We start from the raw sequence: 13,977 nt of genomic DNA, 5'->3' as shown, positions 1-13,977 counted from the left end.
CGCGGGAAAAGTCAGCGCTATACGCTCTTTTTAAGCGTTAATTGCCCAAATTCATGAGCAAAGCGCGCCACCAGCCCCCAGTCGGTGTATTCAACTTCTTTGCTGCTATCGGTTTCTCCACCGGTCATATGCATAATCAGTTGAATCATAATGCGATCGAACCACCGATAGCGCGGATAACGCAGTGCGCCGGCGAATACGCCGCACAAATCGGGCTCCCACGGCGAATTCAACAGAAATTTACGCGTATAGGCGTTGGTCTGTAACGTACGCTTTTCTGGTTTTCGGGCGGTGAGATTGACGGAAAAAAACGCGCTGGGTATCTGCCGTAAACGCGTCAGATGGCGCTGAATAAACACATTCACCGCCGGATTAAAACGTCCGTACCGCACCGACGCGCCGATCAGGATCCGATCGTATTTAGTCAGATCGATCTCACCCGCGCTGAGCAAGCTAATAACATCGCACTCCAACGTTCCTTTTAACGCGTTGGCGATATAAGAGGCGATCTCTCGCGTCTGCCCATCCTTACTGGAAAATAATATCAACGCTTTCATTGCACTATATCCGCCTGTTTTATTCCCGCCAGAACGTCGGCGTAAACAAGACTAAAAGAGTAAACACCTCTAAACGTCCGAATAACATTGTCAGAATCAATATCCACTTTGCCGCATCATTCATCGAGGTAAAGTTGTCCGCGACAACGCCCAGCCCCGGCCCCAAATTATTCAGCGTCGCGGCGACGGCGGCAAAAGCGGAGAAGTCATCCACCCCGGTGGCGATAACGGCCAGCATGCTGACGATAAAAACCAGCGCGTAGGCGGAAAAGAACCCCCAAACCGCTTCCAGTATCCGCTCCGGCAGCGCCCGATGCCCTAACTTTATGGTGTATACCGCGTTAGGATGAACCAATCTTTTCAATTCACGCGAGCCTTGCAGGAAAAGCAGCAGGATGCGGATCACTTTCAGTCCGCCCCCGGTTGACCCCGCGCATCCGCCGATAAATGCGGAGCACAGCAGCAGCACCGGCAAGAAAAGCGGCCAGGAAGCGATACTATCCGTGGTAAAGCCCGCCGTTGTCGCCATCGACACCACCTGGAAGAAGGCCTGATTGAGCGTCTGCATGCCTGTGGCATAGATATTGTGAAACCACAGCACCAGGGTGCATACCGCAACCAGCGACATCTGAACAAAAATAAACATGCGGAATTCGGGGTCGCGCCAGTAAACCTTGATACTGCGTCCGCTCAGTACCGCGAAGTGCAGACCGAAATTACAGCCGGAGATCAGTAGAAACACGGCGACGATGGTATTAATCGTCGGGTTGTTAAAATAGCCGATGCTGGCGTCATGGGTGGAAAACCCACCGACCGCGACCGTCGAAAAGCTATGGCCGATGGCGTCAAAAACGGGCATACCCGCCAGCCAAAGAGCAACCGCACACGCCACGGTAAGCATCGCATAGATCAACCATAGCGTTTTCGCCGTATCGGCGATTCTGGGGCGCATTTTATTATCTTTCAGCGGCCCCGGCATTTCGGCACGGTAAAGCTGCATTCCCCCGACGCCCAGGATAGGCAGGATCGCCACGGCCAGAACGATGATCCCCATGCCGCCGAGCCATTGCAGCATTTGCCGATAAAAAAGAATGGCTTTGGGCAACGAATCCAGCCCCACCAGCGTCGTTGCCCCCGTCGTGGTCAATCCGGAGAAGGACTCAAAAAAGGCGTCGGTCACGCCGAGATTCGGGTGTTCCGCGAAGAGAAAGGGAAGCGCCCCCACGCTGCCCAGCACCGTCCAGAATAATACGACGATCAGAAACCCCTCGCGGGATTTCAACTCATGCTTCTGTTTGCGGTTTGGCAGCCAGAGCATAACGCCGATGGTCAGTGCGACCAGAAAAGTTTGGGTGAAAGCCCGTCCGGCGCCGTCTCGATAGATCAAGGCCACCAGTCCTGGGATAAACATGGTTCCGGAGAAAAGGATAACCAGCAGGCCCACAATACGGGTTATGGCGCGCAGATGCATTGCAAAGAATTCCTTAAATGATTCATAAAACAGCGTTGGGATTATGGTAAAACCGGCGATAATTGCAACGAACCACGGCTGATATCCCGCAGTCTCACGGCCGCTTCATCCACCTCCCTGAGGGGAATAGATAAGCTTATCGTCACCTCCGCCCCGTAGTCGCAGCGCAGAATCTGGCCGCCGAGATGGCATATCAGCGATTCAACCTGGGGCAATAATGCATAATCGCACCGCAGACCGTACTCTTTCTGCAAGACTTTCTCACGCAGCGATATCGCTTTCAGCGCCTGCTGGACGCCGCCGCCATAGGCCTTCACCAGCCCGCCGGTTCCCAGTTCGATGCCGCCGTAATAACGCACCACGACGGCGGTAATTTCGCCGATACCGCTCCCCATCAGCTGCGCCAGCATCGGTTTACCGGCAGTTCCCGAAGGCTCGCCGTCATCGGAAAATCCAAGCTGCCGGGAGTCGTCAGGCGCTCCGGCGACATAGGCCCAGCAATGATGCCTTGCCGCGGGGTGCTGCTTTTTGGTCTGCTGGACAAAACCCTTCGCCGCATCGATGCCATTTGTCGGCGCCAGCAGCGTGATAAAACGGCTTTTCTTGATCTCCTCGCTCACGCTGACCGGCGCGGCGGGTACCGGATAGGCCTGCATCAGGACAGATTCCGATCGCGCGTCATATTTTCAACCCGCTGCGCATGGATGACGATATTATCTTCAATGCGGATACCGCCGAAGGGTTTTAGCGCATCAATCTTCTCCCAGTCAAAATGGCGGCTGAATTGACCGGTGCGCCAAGGTTCCAGCAGCGAATCGATAAAATAGATACCGGGTTCGATAGTCAGCACCATTCCAGGCTCAAGTATTCGGGTGCAGCGCAAATAGGGGTATTGCGGCGGCGCGGCCAGATGCGTCCCCCGATCGTCCTGCATAAAACCGGCGACATCATGCACCTGCAACCCCAGCAGATGCCCCAGCCCGTGCGGCAGGAAAGGGCCGGTCAGGCCGTTCTCCACCATAGCCTCTTCGCTAATGTCATGAATCAGCTGATGCGATGTCAACAGCCTGGCGATACGCTGATGCATTTGAATATGGTAGTCGGTGTAGCGTACTCCGGGCTGGATGGTATCGATAAGCGCCAACTGTTCCTGATTCAGATCTTTTACCAGCGCGGCAAACGCGTTATCGCTCTGCGCTGAATAGGTACGGGTTAAATCGGCCGCATAGCCATTATATTCGGCGCCGGCATCAATCAGGAAGCTACGCGCCTCCGACGGAGGCTGATGATCCAAACGGGTGTAATGCAGCACCGCGGCATGTTCATTGAGCGCCACAATGTTGTCATAAGGCACGTCGCTATCGCGGTGGCCGGTAGCGGTCAGGTAGGCCAGATTAATATCGAACTCGCTCATGCCGGACAGAAAAGCCTCGTGCGCGGCGCGATGGCCGACAACCGCGGTTTTCTGCGCCTCGCGCATGCAGGCTAGCTCATAGTCCGTCTTATAGGCGCGATGGTAATGGAGGTAATCGAGCACGCCCTGGGGATTAATGTTTGTCGCATCGATACCCAGCGCCAGAGCCCTTTGCGGAGCGTAGCCGAGATAAGCGACGCGCCGGCGCCGGGCCGGAAGCTGTTTGTCGATCTCATCGGCATGATGCAGAGCCAGGATTTCCACCTCATCCGTCCAGAAACTTTCCGGCATGGGCGCTACGCTATGCCAGTAGTCCACCGGCGAATAGAACCAGAGCTTCGGCGGGTTGACGCCGTCCACCCATAGCCAGCAATTCGGCACCTGCGTAACCGGCACCCAGGCTTTGAACTGGGGATTAACTTTAAAGGGGTAGTCGTGATCGTCCAGGAATACCGTCAGTAATTCACCGGAGTGAATCAATAATGCGTCAAGCTGGTGTCGCGCCAGAATAGCCTGCGTGCGTTGCTGTAACGTAATCAGATGATGGTGATATAAAGAAGCCAGCTTTTCCATGGATATCCCTGTTTGTCACTGCGCGATTCCTTCATTTTAACACAGCCGCCACGCCGCGACAGCGCCGGGGACTTTGTGATCGCCCCGGCAATAAATTAATCCCTCGTTTGCAAAAATTTAACATCTTGACCACAATTAACTCATCTGGTCATACCAGGCAATTCATCTGAATGCGGAGACCGACATGCTTTATCAGGGCGATACGCTGCATCTCAATTGGCTTGAAGACGGCATTGCCGAACTGGTTTTTGCCGCGCCGGGCTCCGTCAACAAGCTGGATACCCGCACGCTAGTCAGCCTGGGGCGCGCGTTGGACGTACTGGCGACACAGCCGGGACTCACAGGCCTGTTATTACGTTCAGATAAGCCATCCTTTATCGTCGGCGCCGATATCACCGAGTTCCTCTCACTGTTTGCAGCGCCGGCGGACAAACTTGGCGCATGGATAGCCTTCGCCAACGACATTTTGAATCGTCTGGAAGACCTGCCCGTACCCACGATTTCCGCGCTTAACGGCTATGCGCTGGGGGGCGGCTGCGAATGCGCGCTGGCGACCGATTTCCGTATTGCCGCGGCCGATGCCCGCATCGGTCTGCCGGAAACCAGGCTTGGCATCATGCCGGGATTCGGCGGAACGGTGCGGCTGCCCCGGTTACTGGGCGCGGACGGCGCGCTGGAGATGATTATCGCCGGCAAAGAGATCGGCGCGGAGCAGGCATTAAAAGCCGGCCTGGTGCAAAGCGTCGTCAGCAGCGAAAAACTGCTCCCCGCCGCCGTTCGCATACTGAAGCAAGCCATTGCCGGCACGCTGGACCGGCATGCCTATCGTCGCCCCAAGCTTGAGGCGCTCAGGCTCAGCCATCTTGAGGCGGCGATGTGCTTCGCCGCCGCCAAGGCCATGGTGTTGCAAACGGCGGGCGAGCGCTATCCGGCGCCCATAACCGCGGTAAAAACCATCGAAGCCGCCGCGGCGATGAAACGCGATGCGGCGTTGCGGCTTGAAACAGAAAACTTCGTGCCCCTGGCGCGCTCGGATACCGCCCGCGCATTGGTGGGCGTTTTTCTTAATGAGCAGTATGTCAAAGGCAAAGCGAAAAAAATCGCCGGGAACATCCAGCCGCCGGTACAGGCGGCCGTCCTGGGCGCGGGCATTATGGGAGGAGGTATCGCCTATCAATCCGCCTTTACCGGCGTGCCCATCAGAATGAAAGACATTGATGAAAAAGCGCTGGCGATAGGCATGAATGAAGCGGCGAAACGGCTGAACCAGCAAATGGCGCGCGGCAAGCTGGACGGCATGAAAATGGCGGAAATTCTGGCCAATATCCATCCCACGCTGGACTATGCCGGATTCGAGCGCGCCGATATCGTCGTTGAAGCCGTGGTTGAAAATCCGCAGGTAAAGGCCCGCGTACTGGCCGAAACCGAAAACCGGATCGGCGCGCGCGCGGTACTGGCATCAAATACGTCCGCCATTCCTATCGCCCGCCTTGCGTCGTCGTTAAAACGGCCGCAAAACTTCTGCGGTATGCACTTTTTTAATCCGGTTCACCGGATGCCGCTGGTGGAGGTGATTCGCGGCCCGCAAACTGACGATAGCACCATCGCCCGTGTCGTGGCCTATGCCGCCAAAATGGGGAAAACCCCGATTGTGGTCAATGACTGCCCTGGTTTCTTCGTTAATCGGGTGCTGCTGCCCTATTTTTCCGCCTTCAACATGTTGATACGAGACGGCGCCGATTTTTACCAAATCGACAGCGTCATGGAAAAACAGTTTGGCTGGCCAATGGGTCCGGCCTATTTACTGGATGTGGTCGGCATCGATACCGCACGCCATGCGCAGGCGGTGATGGCCGAAGGCTTTCCTCAGCGGATGGGAAAAGAGTATCGCGACGCCATCGACATCCTGTTCGAACAACGGCGCTTCGGTCAGAAAAGCGGGCTGGGATTCTACCGCTATCAGACGGACGACAAAGGAAAACCGCGTAAAGAGCGGGATGAGGGCATCGCTAGCCTGTTGGCCGCCGTCAACCGGCCTCAAAGCAGTTTCAGCGCCGAGGAGATCATCGCCCGATTGATGATTCCGATGATTAACGAAGTAGCGCGCTGCCTGGAAGAGGACATTATCGCGAGTCCGGCGGAAGCGGATACCGCGCTGGTTTACGGACTCGGTTTTCCGCCGTTCCGCGGCGGCGCCTGCCGTTATCTGGATACCCAGGGCAGCGCGCATTATGTCGAAACGGCGCGACGGCTGGCGCATCTCGGGCCTATCTATCAGGTTCCCGAAGGGCTGAAGCAGAAGGCCGCGCGCCACGGCAGTTACTATCCGCCCGTCGCGCCGCGCGCGGATATTCCGCAACAACAATCGGCGTAAGGTAAAAAAATATGGAAGATGTCGTTATCGTTGATGCCGTCCGCACGCCGATGGGCCGTTCCAAAGGCGGGGTGTTCCGTCAGGTGCGCGCCGAAGCGCTCTCCGCCCATCTGATGCGCGCCCTGCTCGACAGAAACGCCGTGCTGGAAGCCGGCGAGATTGACGATATTTACTGGGGCTGCGTACAACAAACGCTCGAACAGGGCTTCAATATCGCCCGCAACGCGGCCTTATTGGCGGAAATTCCCGCGACCGTTCCCGCCGTCACCGTAAACCGACTATGCGGTTCGTCAATGCAAGCGCTGCATGATGCGGCGCGCGCGATTATGGCTGACGATGCGCAGGTCTGCTTAATCGGCGGCGTGGAGCATATGGGCCATGTGCCGATGAGCCACGGCGCGGATTTTCACCCCGGGCTCGGCCGCACCATCGCCAGGGCGTCGAGCGCGATGGGGCTGACCGCCGAGATGCTGGCCCGCAGGCACGGCATCAGCCGTGAAATGCAGGATCGGTTTGCCGCGCGATCCCACCGACGCGCCGATAAAGCGACGAAGTCCGGCGCCTTTCGTCATGAGGTGGTCCCGACGTTCGGACATGACGCCGATGGCGCGTTACGGCGCATTGACGAGGACGAAGTGATTCGTCCGGAAACCAGCATCTCCGCCCTTTCCGCCCTCAAGCCGGCGTTTGATCCCGTTAACGGCACCGTGACCGCCGGCAGTTCTTCCGCGCTTTCCGACGGCGCGGCGGCGATGCTCATCATGAGCGCATCGCGCGCATCCGCGCTGGGGCTCCCCATACGGGCGCGCATCCGCGCCATGGCCGCCGTCGGTTGCGAACCTTGCGACATGGGGTACGGCCCCGTCCCCGCCACCCAAAAAGCGCTGAAGCGCGCGGGGCTAAGCCTTACGGATATCGGCCTTTTCGAGATCAATGAGGCTTTTGCCGCGCAAACGCTCCCTTGCATTAAGGGGCTGGGGCTGCTGGATGAAATGGAAGAGAAGGTCAACCTCAACGGCGGCGCCATCGCGCTCGGCCACCCGCTGGGGTGCTCCGGCGCGCGGATCGCCACCACGCTGATTCATCTGATGGAAAGCCGCGACGTACAGTTCGGCATCGCGACGATGTGTATCGGCATGGGACAGGGAATCGCAACCATATTTGAGCGCCCGTAACGCTAGCGGAGCGTCAGCGGGAGTTTTTATTAGATAAACGAAAACGCATCGCTGAACATGTGGGCCGACGAGGCGCCGCGCTCATTGCAGAAGAGTTCGCGCGCGATTTTCGCCATTTCAAAGCGCCCGGCGATATAGATATCATGCTCGGCTAATGAACCATAATCCTGCAGCACCGCGCTTAATACGGTGCCGGTCCGGCCGCGCCAGCCCTCCTCCGGTTGCTCAACCACCGGGATCACCTGCAAATTGGCATACTGCGTCGCCAACGCCTCCAGTTCGCCGAGGTCGTAGAGGTGTTTGCTTTCCCGTCCGCCCCAGTAGATGGCGACGTGGCGCTCCGGCCGTTGAGCCAGCGCCGTAAGCAAAATCGAGCGCGCATACGAAAAACCGGTGCCGCCGGCAATCAACACCAGCGGACGCGCGCTCTCTTCGCGCAGCCACGCTTCGCCATGCGGAATATCCACCGTCAGCGTTTTCTCCTGCAGAATCCGCTCCATGACCGCCATAGCGTATAGATTCAGCTCAGAAGCGCCGATATGCAGTTCAATAAAATGGGTCTCCATCGGCGTGGACGCCATGGAGAAAGGACGCTTATCCCGCTCGTCCATGACGACCATCAGATACTGACCGGCGCGAAACGAAAACGGCGCCTCCGGTAATAAACGAACCCGATAAACCGTATCGGTTATTGCTTCTACCAAGGTCACGTTACAGCTCAATGTTGTCATGCATTCCCTCGTAGGGTCATAAAGCAAAACTGGGAACAGAGCGACAGCAGGTTAGCGCCGGGGTTCTCTGTCGCTGAAAATGGCGAGTTCATCCCATATGGCGTCAACGCGCGCGCATACCTGAGGATCTTTTTTGATCGGACGCCCCCACTCGCGCTGCGTTTCGCCCGGCCATTTATTGGTGGCGTCCAGCCCCATTTTGGAACCCAAACCGGAAACCGGCGAGGCGAAATCCAGATAATCTATCGGCGTATTCTCCACGAGTACGGTATCCCGCGCCGGATCCATCCGCGTGGTGATCGCCCAGATAACATCTTTCCAGTCACGGGCGTTAACGTCATCGTCACAGACAATAACAAATTTGGTGTACATAAACTGCCGTAAAAAAGACCAAACGCCCATCATGACGCGTTTGGCGTGACCGGCATATTGTTTTTTCATGGTAACGATCGCCAGACGATAAGAGCAACCCTCCGGCGGCAAATAAAAATCGACGATCTCCGGAAACTGCTTTTGCAAAATCGGCACGAAAACCTCGTTGAGCGCGACGCCCAGCACGGCGGGCTCATCCGGCGGACGCCCGGTATACGTGGAGTGATAAATCGCGTCGCGCCGCTGGGTGACATGCGTCACCGTAAAGACCGGGAAACGGTCGACCTCATTGTAGTAACCGGTATGATCCCCGTAAGGTCCCTCCGGCGCCGTTTCATCCGGCTCGATATAGCCTTCCAGTATGATTTCCGCGCTGGCCGGCACTTCCAGATCGTTAGACAGGCACTTCACAACCGCGGTTTTATGGCCGCGCAGCAGGCCGGCGAAAGCATATTCGGATAATGTGTCGGGAACCGGCGTAACCGCGGCCAAAAGCGTGGCCGGGTCGGCGCCCAGGGCCACGGAAACCGGGAAGCGCTGCCCCGGATGCGCCTGACGCCACTCCTGAAAATCCAGCGCGCCGCCGCGGTGCGACAGCCAGCGCATAATCAGCTTGTTCTTGCCCAGCAGCTGCTGCCGGTAGATCCCCAGATTCTGGCGTTCCTTATGCGGCCCGCGGCTCACCGTCAGTCCCCAGGTCACCAGCGGCGCGGCGTCCTCCGGCCAGCAGTGCATTATCGGTATCCGGCGTAAATCGACCTCTTCGTCCCGCCACACCTGTTCCTGACAGGGAGCGGAAGACAGGCGTTTCGTCGGCATATTCAATACCTGGCGGAACTTAGGCATTTTATCCACCAGATCGCGGAACCCTTTCGGCGGCTCGGGCTCTTTAAGAAAAGCCAGCAGCTTGCCGACATCGCGCAACGCGCCGACCTCCTCCTGCCCCATGCCCATGGCGACGCGTTTTGCCGTGCCGAACAGATTGCACAACACCGGCATGTCGTAACCTTTCGGGTTTTCAAACAGCAGCGCAGGGCCGTCCGCGCGCAGGGTGCGGTCGGCTATTTCCGTCATTTCAAGATGGGGATCGACAAGCTGGCTAATACGTTTTAATTCCCCCCTCTCTTCCAGCAGCGAGAGGAATTCGCGTAAATCACGATATTTCATGCTGATCATCGGGGCCGTTTATGGAACTGGCTATTATAAAGTCTCTTCCGCGGCCTGTCGCTTCTTAGTACCGCTATTTTGTCCGGCGGACGCTCCGCCCGCGATTTTCGGATCGCCTTAACCGATGTCAGAAATTTCTTACGGACGTTTTTATCCCGGCCCGCTTTTGCTATGCTTACCCACCGGAATCATAAGTCTGCAAAATTATGGAAGCTTGGTATTTACTATATTGTAAGCGTGGTCAACTGCTGCGGGCGAAAGAACATTTAGAGCGCCAGGATGTTGCTTGCTTAACGCCGATGATTACGCTGGATAAAATCATACGAGGCAAACGTACCGAGGTCTGTGAGCCGCTGTTTCCAAATTATCTGTTTGTAGAGTTCGATCCCGAACGCATCCATACCACCACCATCAGCGCCACGCGCGGGGTGAGCAATTTTGTGCGCTTCGGCCTTTCCCCCGCAGTCATCCCCCAGCAGGTGATCGACGATCTGCTGCAGTATCCGCCGGAAGGCATTACCGATCCGCAAACGCCGCAGCCGGGCGATGAAGTGACGATCACGGATGGGATTTTCACCGGCCTGCAGGCCATCTATACCGAGCCGGATGGGGAAGCCCGCTCCATGCTGCTGCTGAATCTGCTCAATAAGCAGGTCCGCCAAAGCATTGATAACCGTCAATTCCAGAAAATATAGCCGTCAGGCGCGATGCTAGCCGCCCTGACGGCGCGTGCGTCAACGTTGCAAATGCTGGTCGCGCAGCCACTGCGCGACGCGCTTGGCGAAGTAGGTCAATACGCCGTCGGCGCCCGCGCGTTTGAAGCATAGCAAGGACTCCATCACCAGCGGCTGTTCCTGTAGCCAACCATTCTGAATGGCGGCCATATGCATCGCATACTCCCCGGAAACCTGATAGGCGAAAGTCGGCACGCCGAACGTCTCCTTCACGCGCCGAACCACGTCCAGATACGGCATGCCCGGTTTCACCATCACCATATCGGCGCCTTCCTGAAGGTCCTGCGCAATCTCCTGTAACGCTTCGTCGCCGTTGGCGGGATCCATCTGATAGGTCTTTTTATCCCCGCCTTTCAGGTTAGCGGCCGATCCAACCGCATCGCGGAAAGGACCGTAGTAACAAGAGGCATATTTGGCCGAGTAAGCCATAATCTGCGTATTGACCAGGTTTTGCTTTTCCAGCCGCTCGCGGATCGCGCCAATACGCCCATCCATCATATCGCTGGGCGCCACGATTTCCGCGCCGGCCTGCGCGTGCGACAGCGCTTGACGCACCAGAATATCCTTGGTGATATCGTTAATGACGTAGCCGTCTTCATCGATAACTCCGTCCTGGCCGTGCGTGGTATAGGGGTCGAGCGCGACATCCGTCAGCAGCCCCAGCTCCGGCACGGCGTCCTTTAACGCACGGACGGTGCGCTGAACCAGGCCGTCCGGGTTGTAGGCTTCTTCGGCATTCAGCGACTTTTTATCCGCTTCGATAACGGGAAACAGCGACAGCACCGGGACGCCAAGCCGGGCGATCTCCTCGGCTTCTTTAATCAGCCGGTCGATAGTCAACCGGTATACGCCCGGCATCGAGGGGACTTCCTGCCGGCGGTTGTGCCCTTCCATAACGAAAACAGGGTAGATCAGATCGTTCACCGTCAGCTGGTTTTCAGCGACCAGGCGGCGGCTGAAGTCATGACGACGGATGCGGCGCATGCGCCGGCCGGGGAAGGTACCGGGAAAAGCATTGCTCATATCATTATTCTCCTGAATCAAGCCAGCCGGAAGATTCGGCGGGCGTTCTCATCTGTTTTTTGTCCCAGCCATGCGGCATCTTCTTCACGCCAAGCGGCGACCCGACTGACGATATGCGGAAGAAAGCAGGGTTCGTTACGGCGGGACGCGGGCGCAGGGGTTAAATCCCGAGGTAGTAAATACGGCGCGTCGGTTTCCAGCAGCAGCCGATCGCATGGAATATGCTTTAACAACGCGCGCAGCTCAAGCCCCCGGCGTTCATCGCAAACCCAGCCGGTGACGCCGACCATCAGCCCCGCCGCCAGACAGTCGTCAAGCTCATGACGATTTCCCGTAAAACAGTGCAGCACCGCCGCGGGGAGCTTATCCAGCCATGGCGTCAGCAGGGCGATAAAGCGCGAGTGGGCCTCCCGGCAGTGCAGAAAAACGGGCATCGATAGCTCGGCCGCCAGCGCCAACTGGGCGCTGAACGCCCGCTCCTGTTGCGCCGGGGAGGAGAAATTGCGATTGAAATCAAGCCCGCACTCGCCGATGGCGACAACGGCATCAAACTGAGCCAATTGGTGAATCTGTTCGGCGGCCGAGCCGTCCCAGCCGCTGGCGTCGTGCGGATGAACGCCGGCGGTAGCCCAGCAATAATCAGGAAATTGCGCCGTCAGCGCCAAAGCCTGGCGGCTTTCCTGAACGCTGGTGCCCGTTACCAGCATTCCGCCAACCCCCGCCAGTTTGGCCCGGGATACGACGCGATCGCGGTCTTCGGCAAACTGAGGGCTGGTAAGATTGACTCCGATATCAAACATTTAATGATATATCTGCCGAGAGTTACGGTGCGGGATCTTCCGCGTTGTAGCGACGGCCTTTGCCGACATAAAACCGGGAGAAGAAGATGCCGATTTCAAACAGCATATACATAGGAATCGCCAGCAGCGTCTGCGAGAAAACATCCGGCGGCGTCAGCAGCATGCCGATGACAAACGCCCCGACCAGCATATAAGGCCGTTTCTTTTTCAGATCTTCCGGGGTTACCACCCCGCTCCAGCACAGCAGCACAATCGCGATAGGCACTTCAAAGGAGACGCCGAACGCCATAAACAACGCCATGACGAAGTCCAGATAGTTGTTGATATCGGTGGCGATCAGCACGCCCTGAGGCGCCGTTTTGGCAAAGAAGCCGAATGCCAGCGGGAAAACCACGAAATAGGCGAACGCCATGCCGGCGTAGAACAGCAGGCTGCTGGACACCAGCAGCGGCATCATCAGCCGGCGTTCATGCTTATACAGCGCGGGCGCGACGAACGCCCAGACCTGATACAGCACCAGCGGCGCCGAGACGAACACCGAAACAATCATGGTGAGTTTTATCGGCGTGAAAAACGGCGATGCCACATCGGTGGCGATCATACTGGCCCCCGCGGGCAACTTTTCAATCAGCGGGGCGGAAACCAACTGGTAAATGTCGTTAGCAAAGTAAATCAATGCCAGAAACACCACCAGCACACAAATAATACTGTTCAACAACCGCTTGCGCAGTTCGATCAGATGGCTAATCAGCGGTTGGGTCTCTTCAGCGGTCATAAACTAACGATCATCACTTGGTTGACGGGCAGCAACGGCGGGAGACTGCTCAGGTTTGATTTTGTCATCGGAAGCCGGGACGGGCGCAGCCCGGCTCTCCTCGGATGCGTGACCGGCGACCGCCGATGGGGGCGTTTTCTCCACCGCAATCACGCCATCATGAATCGCTTCGGGATCGTTGAGCGGCTGGTAAGGCGACGTCTCCGCCGCGCCGGCTTCATTTTGGGACGATTTCTCGGCATAGCCACGCTTCATCGCCTCCGCCGCCTCCTTGAGCTCATCCATGGACGCTTTCAACTCTGGAGACAAATTTTGCAGGCCGGCTTTCTCGACTTTTTTAAGGCTGTCCTGCAATTCTTGCAGTTTCAGTTCCTGCGACAGTTCGTTCTGAACCGTAGAGGCCAGGGAACGCAGCGTCTTAATCCACCCCGCCACGGTTCTTACGGCCACCGGCAAACGTTCCGGCCCAAGAACGACCAGACCGATCACCATGACTAATAGCAGTTCACTAAACCCAATATCGAACACCGATTATACCTGCTCTTTATGCTGGTTCTTTGCTTCGTCCTTCTTCCCTTCGGGCTGCTGGTCCGCTATCGATTTAGTCGCAAAATCAGCATCCTGCTGAGTTTTATCCGCGGCGGACGGCTGCTCGTCGCCCATCGCCTTTTTAAAGCCTTTGATGGATGCGCCCAGATCGGAACCCAATGTTCTCAGCTTGTTGGTCCCGAACAGTAATACAACGATTACCGCGATAATCAACAAGTTCCAAATACTAATACCGCCCATAACGTTTACCTCTTTTAACAAA

General features: G+C 57.2%; 14 protein-coding genes. 3 read left to right on the top strand and 11 right to left on the bottom strand.

Going from position 1 to position 13,977, the window contains the following annotated elements; all coding sequences use genetic code 11:
• Nucleotides 1-17 precede the first annotated feature (17 nt).
• The 4 genes from hemG to pepQ are packed head-to-tail and all read right to left on the bottom strand — an operon-like array spanning nucleotide 18 to nucleotide 4,015.
• Nucleotides 18-557 (bottom strand): menaquinone-dependent protoporphyrinogen IX dehydrogenase, encoded by a 540-nt coding sequence (hemG, locus tag VSX58_RS19655; RefSeq protein WP_327619577.1) that lies wholly within the window; start codon nucleotides 555-557, stop codon nucleotides 18-20.
• 19 nt (nucleotides 558-576) lie between these two features.
• Nucleotides 577-2,028, bottom strand: coding sequence for a Trk system potassium transporter TrkH (trkH, locus tag VSX58_RS19650; protein WP_327619576.1), 1,452 nt, complete (start codon nucleotides 2,026-2,028; stop codon nucleotides 577-579).
• Between the two features lie 41 nt (nucleotides 2,029-2,069).
• Complete coding sequence (locus VSX58_RS19645) at nucleotides 2,070-2,684, bottom strand: IMPACT family protein (RefSeq protein WP_327619575.1); 615 nt, start codon at nucleotides 2,682-2,684, stop codon at nucleotides 2,070-2,072.
• Nucleotides 2,684-4,015 (bottom strand): Xaa-Pro dipeptidase, encoded by a 1,332-nt coding sequence (gene pepQ / locus VSX58_RS19640; RefSeq protein ID WP_327619574.1) that lies wholly within the window; start codon nucleotides 4,013-4,015, stop codon nucleotides 2,684-2,686. The genes VSX58_RS19645 and pepQ overlap by 1 nt, the downstream gene beginning before the upstream one ends.
• 184 nt (nucleotides 4,016-4,199) lie before the next feature.
• Between pepQ and fadB the strand changes: the two genes are divergently transcribed.
• Complete coding sequence (gene fadB / locus VSX58_RS19635; RefSeq protein ID WP_327619573.1) at nucleotides 4,200-6,389, top strand: fatty acid oxidation complex subunit alpha FadB; 2,190 nt, start codon at nucleotides 4,200-4,202, stop codon at nucleotides 6,387-6,389.
• An 11-nt stretch (nucleotides 6,390-6,400) separates the two neighbouring features.
• The gene (gene fadA, locus VSX58_RS19630) at nucleotides 6,401-7,564 is read left to right on the top strand and encodes an acetyl-CoA C-acyltransferase FadA (protein WP_327619572.1); all 1,164 of its coding nucleotides are present in this window, start codon (nucleotides 6,401-6,403) and stop codon (nucleotides 7,562-7,564) included.
• A 29-nt stretch (nucleotides 7,565-7,593) separates the two neighbouring features.
• Here fadA and fre read toward each other — a convergent pair whose 3' ends face one another.
• Complete coding sequence (fre, locus tag VSX58_RS19625; RefSeq protein ID WP_327619571.1) at nucleotides 7,594-8,295, bottom strand: NAD(P)H-flavin reductase; 702 nt, start codon at nucleotides 8,293-8,295, stop codon at nucleotides 7,594-7,596.
• Between the two features lie 51 nt (nucleotides 8,296-8,346).
• Nucleotides 8,347-9,843 carry a 4-hydroxy-3-polyprenylbenzoate decarboxylase gene (gene ubiD, locus VSX58_RS19620; protein ID WP_327619570.1) on the bottom strand — a complete coding sequence of 499 codons (1,497 nt, stop codon included), beginning with the start codon at nucleotides 9,841-9,843 and terminating at the stop codon, nucleotides 8,347-8,349.
• Between the two features lie 197 nt (nucleotides 9,844-10,040).
• Here ubiD and rfaH point away from each other — a divergent pair, with 197 nt between their 5' ends.
• Nucleotides 10,041-10,529: a transcription/translation regulatory transformer protein RfaH gene (gene rfaH, locus VSX58_RS19615; RefSeq protein ID WP_327619569.1), complete on the top strand. Its 489-nt coding sequence runs from the start codon at nucleotides 10,041-10,043 to the stop codon at nucleotides 10,527-10,529.
• A 39-nt stretch (nucleotides 10,530-10,568) separates the two neighbouring features.
• Here rfaH and hemB read toward each other — a convergent pair whose 3' ends face one another.
• From hemB to tatA, 5 genes are read right to left on the bottom strand one after another with little or no spacing between them, the layout of a single operon-like run.
• Nucleotides 10,569-11,591 carry a porphobilinogen synthase gene (gene hemB / locus VSX58_RS19610; protein WP_327619568.1) on the bottom strand — a complete coding sequence of 341 codons (1,023 nt, stop codon included), beginning with the start codon at nucleotides 11,589-11,591 and terminating at the stop codon, nucleotides 10,569-10,571.
• Nucleotides 11,592-11,608: 17 nt separating this feature from the next.
• A complete protein-coding gene (tatD, locus tag VSX58_RS19605) occupies nucleotides 11,609-12,391 on the bottom strand; it encodes a 3'-5' ssDNA/RNA exonuclease TatD (RefSeq protein WP_327619567.1) in 783 nt (260 codons plus the stop codon).
• Nucleotides 12,392-12,413: 22 nt separating this feature from the next.
• A complete protein-coding gene (tatC, locus tag VSX58_RS19600) occupies nucleotides 12,414-13,166 on the bottom strand; it encodes a Sec-independent protein translocase subunit TatC (protein ID WP_327619566.1) in 753 nt (250 codons plus the stop codon).
• A gap of 3 nt (nucleotides 13,167-13,169) precedes the next feature.
• Nucleotides 13,170-13,694 (bottom strand): Sec-independent protein translocase protein TatB, encoded by a 525-nt coding sequence (gene tatB / locus VSX58_RS19595; RefSeq protein ID WP_327619565.1) that lies wholly within the window; start codon nucleotides 13,692-13,694, stop codon nucleotides 13,170-13,172.
• A 3-nt stretch (nucleotides 13,695-13,697) separates the two neighbouring features.
• Complete coding sequence (gene tatA, locus VSX58_RS19590; RefSeq protein ID WP_327615554.1) at nucleotides 13,698-13,955, bottom strand: Sec-independent protein translocase subunit TatA; 258 nt, start codon at nucleotides 13,953-13,955, stop codon at nucleotides 13,698-13,700.
• Between the last annotated feature and the right edge of the window lie 22 nt (nucleotides 13,956-13,977).

The sequence above is a fragment of the Brenneria populi genome (genome assembly GCF_036016195.1).
Taxonomy (GTDB): domain Bacteria; phylum Pseudomonadota; class Gammaproteobacteria; order Enterobacterales; family Enterobacteriaceae; genus Brenneria; species Brenneria populi.
Note: the sequence above shows the minus strand (reverse complement) of the source record. Positions and strands in the feature narration are given on the sequence as shown.

Bases quoted from the DNA above. Each gene is read 5' to 3' on its own strand.
- pepQ (WP_327619574.1), bottom strand. From the start codon at position 4,015: ATGGAAAAGCTGGCTTCTTTATATCACCATCATCTGATTACGTTACAG.
- tatC (WP_327619566.1), bottom strand. From the start codon at position 13,166: ATGACCGCTGAAGAGACCCAACCGCTGATTAGCCATCTGATCGAACTG.
- rfaH (WP_327619569.1), top strand. From the start codon at position 10,041: ATGGAAGCTTGGTATTTACTATATTGTAAGCGTGGTCAACTGCTGCGG.
- ubiD (WP_327619570.1), bottom strand. From the start codon at position 9,843: ATGATCAGCATGAAATATCGTGATTTACGCGAATTCCTCTCGCTGCTG.
- tatD (WP_327619567.1), bottom strand. From the start codon at position 12,391: ATGTTTGATATCGGAGTCAATCTTACCAGCCCTCAGTTTGCCGAAGAC.
- fadB (WP_327619573.1), top strand. From the start codon at position 4,200: ATGCTTTATCAGGGCGATACGCTGCATCTCAATTGGCTTGAAGACGGC.
- tatA (WP_327615554.1), bottom strand. From the start codon at position 13,955: ATGGGCGGTATTAGTATTTGGAACTTGTTGATTATCGCGGTAATCGTT.
- hemB (WP_327619568.1), bottom strand. From the start codon at position 11,591: ATGAGCAATGCTTTTCCCGGTACCTTCCCCGGCCGGCGCATGCGCCGC.
- hemG (WP_327619577.1), bottom strand. From the start codon at position 557: ATGAAAGCGTTGATATTATTTTCCAGTAAGGATGGGCAGACGCGAGAG.
- fadA (WP_327619572.1), top strand. From the start codon at position 6,401: ATGGAAGATGTCGTTATCGTTGATGCCGTCCGCACGCCGATGGGCCGT.
- fre (WP_327619571.1), bottom strand. From the start codon at position 8,295: ATGACAACATTGAGCTGTAACGTGACCTTGGTAGAAGCAATAACCGAT.
- VSX58_RS19645 (WP_327619575.1), bottom strand. From the start codon at position 2,684: ATGCAGGCCTATCCGGTACCCGCCGCGCCGGTCAGCGTGAGCGAGGAG.
- trkH (WP_327619576.1), bottom strand. From the start codon at position 2,028: ATGCATCTGCGCGCCATAACCCGTATTGTGGGCCTGCTGGTTATCCTT.